The sequence below is a fragment of the uncultured Acinetobacter sp. genome (assembly GCF_947624825.1).
Taxonomy (GTDB): Bacteria; Pseudomonadota; Gammaproteobacteria; order Pseudomonadales; family Moraxellaceae; genus Acinetobacter.
The window spans coordinates 1-8,449 of sequence record NZ_CANQLZ010000077.1 but is presented as its reverse complement, the minus strand read 5'-3'; the positions used below and the strand labels follow the sequence as shown (position 1 = coordinate 8,449).

General features: G+C 41.4%; 12 protein-coding genes. 7 read left to right on the top strand and 5 right to left on the bottom strand.

The annotated features are described in order from the left end of the window. Window positions 1–5: 5 nt before the first annotated feature. Window positions 6–470: a bacterioferritin gene (gene bfr, locus Q0017_RS12525; protein ID WP_297428486.1), complete on the top strand. Its 465-nt coding sequence runs from the start codon at window positions 6–8 to the stop codon at window positions 468–470. Between the two features lie 43 nt (window positions 471–513). On the opposite strand, the gene rluB is transcribed toward bfr, so the two are convergent. The 5 genes from rluB to Q0017_RS12500 all read right to left on the bottom strand — a co-directional run bounded on the left by rluB (window position 514) and on the right by Q0017_RS12500 (window position 4,538). After that, on the bottom strand, window positions 514–1,485 hold the full coding sequence (gene rluB, locus Q0017_RS12520) for a 23S rRNA pseudouridine(2605) synthase RluB (RefSeq protein ID WP_298147365.1): 972 nt from the start codon (window positions 1,483–1,485) through the stop codon (window positions 514–516). A 40-nt stretch (window positions 1,486–1,525) separates the two neighbouring features. Beyond that, window positions 1,526–2,092 carry an SMC-Scp complex subunit ScpB gene (gene scpB / locus Q0017_RS12515; protein ID WP_298147362.1) on the bottom strand — a complete coding sequence of 189 codons (567 nt, stop codon included), beginning with the start codon at window positions 2,090–2,092 and terminating at the stop codon, window positions 1,526–1,528. Continuing rightward, window positions 2,089–2,883, bottom strand: coding sequence for a ScpA family protein (locus Q0017_RS12510; protein WP_298147359.1), 795 nt, complete (start codon window positions 2,881–2,883; stop codon window positions 2,089–2,091). Before Q0017_RS12510 ends, scpB begins: the two co-directional genes overlap by 4 nt. A 262-nt stretch (window positions 2,884–3,145) precedes the next feature. Continuing rightward, a complete protein-coding gene (locus tag Q0017_RS12505) occupies window positions 3,146–3,763 on the bottom strand; it encodes an L-threonylcarbamoyladenylate synthase (RefSeq protein WP_298147356.1) in 618 nt (205 codons plus the stop codon). 112 nt (window positions 3,764–3,875) lie between these two features. Continuing rightward, window positions 3,876–4,538 (bottom strand): elongation factor P hydroxylase, encoded by a 663-nt coding sequence (locus tag Q0017_RS12500; RefSeq protein WP_298147353.1) that lies wholly within the window; start codon window positions 4,536–4,538, stop codon window positions 3,876–3,878. 97 nt (window positions 4,539–4,635) lie between these two features. On the opposite strand from Q0017_RS12500, the gene Q0017_RS12495 reads away from it, so the two are divergent. The 6 genes from Q0017_RS12495 to lysM all read left to right on the top strand — a co-directional run bounded on the left by Q0017_RS12495 (window position 4,636) and on the right by lysM (window position 8,287). Continuing rightward, a complete protein-coding gene (locus Q0017_RS12495; RefSeq protein WP_297428470.1) occupies window positions 4,636–5,193 on the top strand; it encodes a DUF177 domain-containing protein in 558 nt (185 codons plus the stop codon). Window positions 5,194–5,267: 74 nt separating this feature from the next. Then, window positions 5,268–5,450 carry a 50S ribosomal protein L32 gene (gene rpmF / locus Q0017_RS12490; RefSeq protein WP_004279227.1) on the top strand — a complete coding sequence of 61 codons (183 nt, stop codon included), beginning with the start codon at window positions 5,268–5,270 and terminating at the stop codon, window positions 5,448–5,450. 158 nt (window positions 5,451–5,608) lie between these two features. Continuing rightward, entirely contained in the window at window positions 5,609–6,595 is a 987-nt protein-coding gene (gene fabD / locus Q0017_RS12485; RefSeq protein ID WP_298147350.1) for an ACP S-malonyltransferase, read from the top strand. Beyond that, complete coding sequence (gene fabG, locus Q0017_RS12480) at window positions 6,592–7,326, top strand: 3-oxoacyl-ACP reductase FabG (protein WP_298147347.1); 735 nt, start codon at window positions 6,592–6,594, stop codon at window positions 7,324–7,326. Before fabD ends, fabG begins: the two co-directional genes overlap by 4 nt. Before the next feature lie 90 nt (window positions 7,327–7,416). Further along, window positions 7,417–7,653: an acyl carrier protein gene (gene acpP / locus Q0017_RS12475; RefSeq protein WP_122899152.1), complete on the top strand. Its 237-nt coding sequence runs from the start codon at window positions 7,417–7,419 to the stop codon at window positions 7,651–7,653. A 160-nt stretch (window positions 7,654–7,813) separates the two neighbouring features. Then, window positions 7,814–8,287, top strand: a complete 474-nt coding sequence (gene lysM / locus Q0017_RS12470) for a peptidoglycan-binding protein LysM (protein ID WP_298147345.1) — start codon at window positions 7,814–7,816, stop codon at window positions 8,285–8,287. The last annotated feature ends 162 nt before the right edge of the window (window positions 8,288–8,449 follow it).

Sequence of the window (8,449 nt, the reverse complement as noted above, 5' to 3'; positions counted from 1 at the left end):
AGGTTATGCGTGGCAATCCAGAAGTTGTTGAGTACTTAAATATGTTAATTGGCGGCGAACTTGCAGCGCGTGACCAATATTTAATTCATTCACGTATGTATGAAGATTGGGGCTTAACTAAAATCTTCGAACGTATTGATCATGAAATGCAAGAAGAAGCACAGCATGCTGATGCCATTATTCGTCGTGTCTTATTTTTAGAAGGTACGCCAAATATGCAACGTGAAGACATTAATGTCGGTACAGATGTATTAACGTGCTTAAAAGCTGATTTAGCACTTGAGTACGAAGTACGTGAAAAATTGGCTACAGGTGTAAAACTGTGTGAAGACAAAGGCGATTACATTACTCGTGATTTATTGCGTCAGCAAATGTCAGACACCGAAGAAGACCATACGTATTGGTTAGAAAAACAACTACGTTTAATTGAATTGATTGGTTTACCTAACTATATTCAATCACAAATGTAATAAAAAAAGCCGCAATATGCGGCTTTTTTTTATGGCTTAAAGCTTAGAACTTTTTAAAGCCACGGTTTAAACCAGATGGTTTACGACCGGCATCATCACGGTCACGACGATCATCACGACGTTCGCCACGCTCACGCGGTGGAATAGATGGTGTTGCAGTTGGATCATTGTCACGGCGTTGTTGACGTAAGAAACCGCCACGACGTGCATTGAGTGGTTTATCTTGCATACGTTCGGTACGGCGTTTTGCCATACCGTATAGACCGGTACCTTGACGTGGTTTTAATTCCACTGACTTGGTTAAGTTGTCGATATCGTTTTTATCAAGTTCAATCCAACGACCAGTACGTAATTCACGCGGTAAAATTACCGTGCCATAACGGGTACGTAATAAACGGCTGACTTTTAAACCTTGTGATTCAAAGATACGACGTACTTCACGGTTACGACCTTCTTTTACTACTACTTGATACCAACGGTTAATCCCTTCACCGCCAATTTCAGAGAACGATTCAAATTTTGCAGGACCGTCATCTAACACCACGCCTTTGAGCATGTTGTTTTTAAGTTGTGGCGTGACTTCACCCATGACACGAACCGCGTATTCACGCTCAATTTCGTTAGACGGATGCATTAAGCGATTGGCCAATTCACCATCGTTAGTGAACAACAACAAACCGGTTGAGTTAATATCAAGACGACCGACCATTACCCAACGATCGCCCGCTAAGCTTGGTAAATTGTCAAATACGGTCGGACGCTTTTCAGGGTCGTTACGCGAACAAATTTCGCCTTCTGGTTTGTAGTAAATTAACACACGACGACGAATTTCATCTTCGATTTGGAACTGCACCTTACGACCATCGATACGAAGCTCATCGGTTGGCTCAATACGTTCACCGACTTGGGCCACTTGACCGTTGACACTTACACGACCTGCGGCAATGACTTCTTCCATATAACGGCGAGAACCCAAACCAACACGTGCCAGTACCTTTTGCAATTTTTCACTCATGACAGCATAACCTTAGAAATTATCACAACAGTCCACCTATTTATGCGCTTAATGCCGGAACATTAAGTGCCATAAAAGCTTCCTTGGCATCCTGTAGGGGAGGCAATTGATCTAAGGAATTTAGACCAAATGCATTTAAAAATTGAGGCGTCGTAACCAACAACGCCGGTTTACCAGGGAGTTCACGAAAACCAGACTCTTTGATCCAGTTCCAATCAAATAATGTGCGTAATACTTGGCTATTATTTGACACTCCACGAATTTGTTCAATATCAGCTCGGGTCACTGGTTGATGATAAGCAATCACAGCAAGTATTTCGAGCAAAGATGGTGACAGACGAATTGGTCGTTCTGGCCATGCTTGTGTAATGATCGGTTGATACTGAGCACGTACCTGAAAACGGAAACCTTGTGCAGTTTCAACAAGTTCAATCGATCGGCCGTGTTGTAACACAGCAAGTTGTTGTAAATGCTGACGAATATCAGCGCTAGAATATGTATTGCCAAGGGCTTGTTGTAAACGCGCCACAGACATTGGGGTATCACTTGCAAAAATTAAGGCTTCAAGCGACAGTAAAAGGTCTGGCTGTTGGTCAATTTCACTCATGGCTTGCACCCTTGAATCTGTAAGCTTGCAGTTGCACCATCTTGTACAATCTGCAATTTTTGCTGACGGATCAATTCAAGAATGGCCATAAAACTCACCACCATCCCCATACGTCCTTGCCGAGCGAGCAATATTTCTTCAAATTTAAGTACTTGACCCAAAGCGAGTTTTTGCTCAATAAACGCCATACGCTCTTCTAGCAACACAGCTTCGGGTTTCACTTCATGGATAATCGGTTCAGGGCGCGTAAAAACACACAACATGGCATCACGTAAGGCAGTAGCTGAAAACCCTTGCATCAGGTCATCTAAACTTTCGGATTTGCCAATATGGGCGGGGAAAGTGTCGCGCTCTAACACCGACATACCGCCTAAGCGTTCTGCTGCTTGTTTAATACTTAAATAGGTTTCTAAACGTTCGACTAAATCTGGTTTAGGGTCTTTTTCTAAATGGATTTTACTGGCTTTTGGTAGCAATAAACGTGATTTTAAATCGGCAAGTAATGCCGCCATCACTAAATAATCAGCAGTCAGCTCAATATTTAAGCTTTTCATACTTTCAATATAAGACAGGTATTGATTGGCAATTGGGGCAATATCAAGTTGTAGTAAATTAAAACCGTTTTTTTGAATCAAATAAATTAAAAAGTCGAGTGGTCCTTCGAAATGCTCAAGCAAGATTTCAAATGCAGCAGGAGGAATATATAAATCCTCAGGAATCGTCTCTTGCCACTCATCCAAAACGCGGATGTGCGACTGATGTACCAAAGCAGGTTGGACAGATGGATTCATTACAGTTATAAGCCACGCGAATTTTCAAAGGCATGAAAACATTATTTCAACAAAAAGGGAGGTTGAAATAACAAAATACAAGAATATGCCTAGTGTAAAGCAAAAGTGCCCATGAAGAAATTATTTCCACGGGCAAATCTGTAAAAAGTGACGAAATAAATCGCGAATCTGTATTTGTGTGATGTTTATAGTAATTTAAAGTGGCTTCTAAATTAAAAAGCGCTGTAAAAATCAGCAATTTATCTCAAGATGAGATTTAAGCTTATTCAAAGGCAGACACATCACCGGCGCCCTGACGCAGCACCACCGGATAATCACCGGACAAATCAATTACGCTAGTGGTGGTGAGTGTGCCAAAGCCACCATCAATTAATACATCAATACGTTTGCCGATCTGCATCTCAATCTCATAGGGGTCATCTAAAGGCTCGCTTTGACCGGGTAAAATTAAGGTGGACGTGAGTAAAGGCTCGCCTAATTCTTTGAGCAACAATTGGCAAATCGGATTGGTTGGAATGCGTAAGCCAATGGTTTTCTTTTTAGGATGCATTAACCGCTTAGGTACTTCGCTGGTGGCGGGTAAAATAAAAGTGCTGATGGCAGGGGTATTGTTTTTGAGTAAACGGTACATAGCATTGTCTACCCGAGCGTAGGTGGCAATGTCGGATAAATCGCAACATAAAATCGCATACTGATGCTTGGCATCGAGTTGACGAATTTGCGCAATGCGTTCCATCGCGGCTTTGTTACCAATTTGACAGCCAATGGCATAAGCGGCGTCAGTGGGATAAACCACCACGTCGCCGGCACGAATGCGTTCAACCGCTTGGCTGATTAAACGTGGCTGTGGGTTGTCAGGATGAATTCGAAGATGCAGCATAGGTTTCTCCCAATATTGTTGTGTTTATCAAGCAGCCGCATTTTAAACGGCGAGCAGGGAATGGTATCCATTATGCGCGTGAAAGCAGGTCGGTCGCTAGCATCAGATTGTTTTAATCGAGGTCGCTACGTAAAAATTCTGTACTTTGTAAGCTTTTGCCACCTCGGGTACACAAACAAATGCATTCAATAAAGTGTGCTGCATCACGTGGTAATTTGGCCTCACCACTCAAATAACGCTGCACTTGTGCATATACATTGTCTTTAAAGTGACTGCCGTCACCACCATCGCCGGTTAAATTATCTAAAGACACCCGAAACTTGCGATTAAAGGCTTTGGCAAACATCCATTCAATGGCTTGTGGCTTAATTTCAACCTGCTCAAACAGTGCTTGTTGCTGTTGTGTTCTGCCATCGGGTGCGTACCAATAGCCTAAATCCGGTAGTTTGCGCCGTGCATCCCCTGCAATGGTCCAATGACTAATTTCATGTAAAGCACTGTTAAAAAAGCCATGTGCAAATTGAATTTCTGCATAACTATCTGATGTTTCAGGGAAATATTCTGGTTCAAAATCACCTTTGACTAAACACACATTTAAGTGGGAAAACCAGTGATTAAAGTGTAAGATAAGCCAATCTACCTGTTGAGCTTCAGTTTGCAGATGAATCCAAGGTGCGAGTTGCACGCGGTCTACGGAATCAGTCGAACTTGAACGAGTAGGAGAGTTTAACTGTAATGAAGTTGTGACTTCAGGCTGCAATTGCAACTGCTGCATGACTTGTATTACCCAAATGATCTGTCTGAATAAGTGCAAAATTGTATCTTAATCTTTGACAGAGTACTTATGAATTTGTAGAATTGCCGCCTTAATTATGTCAGCAAATACCTTTCCGGCACAGATTGAGCCGTTTAAATGGGCTGAACAAGGCTTTACATGGTCAGGTCATCTGCCATTGTCGCGTTTTGTTCGTATTGCCCGTGAAGCTGTTGGATCAATTGATGATCAATTGATTAACATAGACTGTAAGCTATCAATGGATGCGTATCATCGCATTGTTTGGTTAGATGGCAGTGTTGAAACAAAAGTCCCAATGGAGTGCCAACGTTGTTTGGAAGCCGTTGAGATTCCTCTTGTTTTAGATTTTCATTTAGCTTTATTCGATGATGAGTCACTGATAGAGCGCTTGGATGAGGATGCTGATTTCATCGTTTTAGGTGAAAGTGAAGCAACGACCAAAGGTTCATACGATGCACCTGCGACCGCTGATTTACTGGCACTGATAGAAGATGAATTGTTATTGTTGTTGCCGTTGTCGCCTAAGCATGATGCTTGCGAACATCAGCACCAACCTGCCATTCAAGAGATTGTCGAAGAAAAACGTGATAATCCGTTTGATGTTTTGTCAAGTTTGAAAGGTAAACTTAACTAAATCGTGTTATACTATTTGGTTAAGACAACTGAATTTGTTCTGATCCATTTTTTCGATATTTGTAAGGAGCCATCATGGCCGTTCAGCAAAACCGTAAAAGTCGCTCTCGCCGTGACATGCGCCGTTCACATGACGCTTTAACCGAGAATGCATTAACTGTAGACCAAGCTACTGGCGAGACTCACCGTCGTCACCACGTATCTAAAGATGGTATCTACCGTGGTCGTCAATTATTCGCTAAAGCATCTGCTGAATAATTGTTGATGCATTAAGCTTTGAGCTTAGTGGAAAAAATGGGAGCGTTAAGCTCCCTTTTTTTGTGCCTATTTTTGTTGTATTTGGCAATTACCAAAGCCTTTTTTAAGTGTTAAATTCGCGTCCATCTAAGCTAAAAACAACATGAAAGGATTTTTCTATGTCGGTAAATCGACTTGATCAAGCCGCTCAAGCATCTCAAACTGCATTTGTTTTCCCTGGTCAGGGTTCACAAAAAGCAGGCATGCTTGCGGATTTAGCTGCCCAATTCCCTGTGATCCAAGAGACCTTCCAAGAAGCTTCAGATGCATTGGGTTTTGATCTTTGGCACATTGCTCAAAGCGGTGAAGGCATTAACGACACCCAATACACCCAACCTGTGTTATTGACGGCAAGTATTGCACTTTGGCGCTTATGGTTACAGTTAGGTGGTGTAGCACCTAAATTTTTAGCGGGTCATTCACTCGGTGAATACAGTGCTTTGGTGGCAGCTGAGAGCTTAAATTTAGCTGATGCGGCAAAATTGGTGCACTTACGTGGTCAATTAATGCAAGCTGCTGTACCACAAGGTGTAGGCGCAATGGCGGCAATTTTAGGCTTTGAAGATGCCAAAGTTGTTGAATTGTGTGCACAAATTTCTGCACAAGATTTAGGTTCAGTTGAAGCTGCTAACTATAACTCCAATGGTCAGGTGGTGGTAGCCGGTACTAAAGCTGCAGTAGATGCTTTAATTGCATTGGTCAAAGAGAATTCAGGTAAAGCGATTGCCTTACCGGTATCTGTGCCGTCGCATTGTTCATTGATGAAACCTGCAGCTGAAAAGTTTGCTGATGCCCTGGCACAAACTGCCATTGAACTACCACGTATTCCTGTTATACAAAATGTCAATGCCAGTGCAGCGGCATCGATTGCAGAGTTACGTCAGGCACTTACAGCGCAGTTATATGAGTCGGTGCAATGGACCAAGACCATGCAGGTTTTTGAGCAAGCCGGTATTCATTATCTTGCAGAATGTGGTCCGGGCAATGTCTTGACCAATCTTGCTAAACGCTTACCAAATATAGAAAAAGCACTTCCGCTTGATACTCAAGCGCGAATTGAAGATGCATTAAACGCCGTTTTAGTGGCAGAAGGGAAAGTTGCATGACACAAGAGCGTAAAATTGCCTTAGTTACCGGTGCAAGCCGTGGGATTGGCGCTGCAATTGCAGAAAAACTCATTCAAGATGGTTTTTTTGTTGTAGGTACAGCCACCTCTGAAAGTGGCGCAGAAAAATTAACCGCACAATTTGGCGACAACGGTGCAGGTCGCGTACTTGATGTACGTGATGGCGCTGCGATTGATGCTTTGGTCACAGATATTGAACAAAATTTTGGTTCGGTATTAATTTTAGTGAACAATGCAGGTATCACGAAAGACAACCTTTTGTTACGTATGTCTGAAGATGATTGGGATGATATCCTCAATATTCATTTAAAAGCTGTTTATCGTCTATCAAAACGTGTGCTTAAAGGCATGACCAAAGCGCGTTTCGGTCGCATTATTAATATTAGCTCTGTGGTTGCACATTTTGCCAACCCAGGTCAGTCAAACTACTCAGCTGCAAAAGCGGGTATGGAAGCATTTAGCCGCAGTCTTGCCAAAGAAATGGGCAGCCGTCAAATTACGGTGAACTCTGTGGCACCGGGCTTTATTGCAACTGAAATGACTGAGCAGCTCAGTGAAGAAATTCGTAAGAAAATGAGTGATCAAGTGGCACTTAACCGTTTAGGTGAGCCACAAGATATTGCGAATGCAGTAAGTTTCTTGGCTTCTGATCAGGCAAGTTACATTACTGGTAACGTACTCCATGTCAATGGTGGTTTGTACATGAATTAATTGATTCATGGATAAACTTTCAAATTTGACAAGATTCAATTACACTTAACCGCAAATTAAAAACGCTACAAAGCATTGAGGAGAATTCCTGTGAGCGATATCGAACTACGCGTAAAACAAGCAGTTGCAGAACAACTTGGTATCAAAGTTGAAGACATCAAAAACGAAGCATCTTTTATGGATGATTTAGGTGCTGACTCTTTAGACTTAGTTGAACTTGTAATGTCTTTCGAAAACGATTTTGACATCACAATTCCTGATGAAGATTCTAACGAAATCACAACTGTACAATCTGCTATTGACTATGTTTCTAAGAAACTTGGTTAATTGCTGATTTAAGCATTTGCTTAAAAAAAGCCACTCATTTGAGTGGTTTTTTTATTTACATAACTTAACCGATTACTACCAAACACTAGCATTATGCTTGGGCAATTTTGAGTATAAAAATAAAGCACATTACAACCAACAATAACAATTGGAGTAACACATGGGTTTATTTGATTTTATTAAAGGTATTGGTAAAAAGAATACAGCAGAACCACAACCACAGCCACAGCATGCTGAGCCAAGTGAACCTTCTGCACAAGAAGTGGCTAACCAATTATTGGGTTTAGTGAAAAGTTTGGGCTTAGGAGTCGAGGGCTTATCGATCACTTATAATGGTGCCTCCGATTTAGCCACCATTAAAGGACAAGTTAAAAGCCAAGCTGATAAAGAAAAAATTGTGCTTGCGGTAGGCAACGTCGATCATGTAGCGCAAGTCGATGATCAAATGACAGTTGCTGAACCTGCACCTGAGAGTCAATTTTATACAGTGCAATCTGGTGATAACTTGTCTAAGATTGCTAAGCAATATTATGGCGATGCCAATCAGTATAATAAGATTTTTGAGGCTAATCGCCCATTACTCAAAGATGCCGATGATATTTATCCTGGGCAAGTGTTACGTATTCCTGCTTAAAACTTAAAATAAAAAAGAGAGGTTTAATCCCTCTCTTTTTTTGCATAAAATAATTTTTTTATTATTTAGAAGAATAATTAAATAATTAATAGACCTCTTGCGAAAGTAAAAAATTGTTTATACTAGTCCCATGAAATATGAAAATTTAACTAGATTTAATGA

Bases quoted from the DNA above. Each gene is read 5' to 3' on its own strand.
- bfr (WP_297428486.1), top strand. From the start codon at position 6: ATGCGTGGCAATCCAGAAGTTGTTGAGTACTTAAATATGTTAATTGGC.
- rluB (WP_298147365.1), bottom strand. From the start codon at position 1,485: ATGAGTGAAAAATTGCAAAAGGTACTGGCACGTGTTGGTTTGGGTTCT.
- scpB (WP_298147362.1), bottom strand. From the start codon at position 2,092: ATGAGTGAAATTGACCAACAGCCAGACCTTTTACTGTCGCTTGAAGCC.
- Q0017_RS12510 (WP_298147359.1), bottom strand. From the start codon at position 2,883: ATGAATCCATCTGTCCAACCTGCTTTGGTACATCAGTCGCACATCCGC.
- Q0017_RS12505 (WP_298147356.1), bottom strand. From the start codon at position 3,763: ATGCTGCATCTTCGAATTCATCCTGACAACCCACAGCCACGTTTAATC.
- Q0017_RS12500 (WP_298147353.1), bottom strand. From the start codon at position 4,538: ATGCAGCAGTTGCAATTGCAGCCTGAAGTCACAACTTCATTACAGTTA.
- Q0017_RS12495 (WP_297428470.1), top strand. From the start codon at position 4,636: ATGTCAGCAAATACCTTTCCGGCACAGATTGAGCCGTTTAAATGGGCT.
- rpmF (WP_004279227.1), top strand. From the start codon at position 5,268: ATGGCCGTTCAGCAAAACCGTAAAAGTCGCTCTCGCCGTGACATGCGC.
- fabD (WP_298147350.1), top strand. From the start codon at position 5,609: ATGTCGGTAAATCGACTTGATCAAGCCGCTCAAGCATCTCAAACTGCA.
- fabG (WP_298147347.1), top strand. From the start codon at position 6,592: ATGACACAAGAGCGTAAAATTGCCTTAGTTACCGGTGCAAGCCGTGGG.
- lysM (WP_298147345.1), top strand. From the start codon at position 7,814: ATGGGTTTATTTGATTTTATTAAAGGTATTGGTAAAAAGAATACAGCA.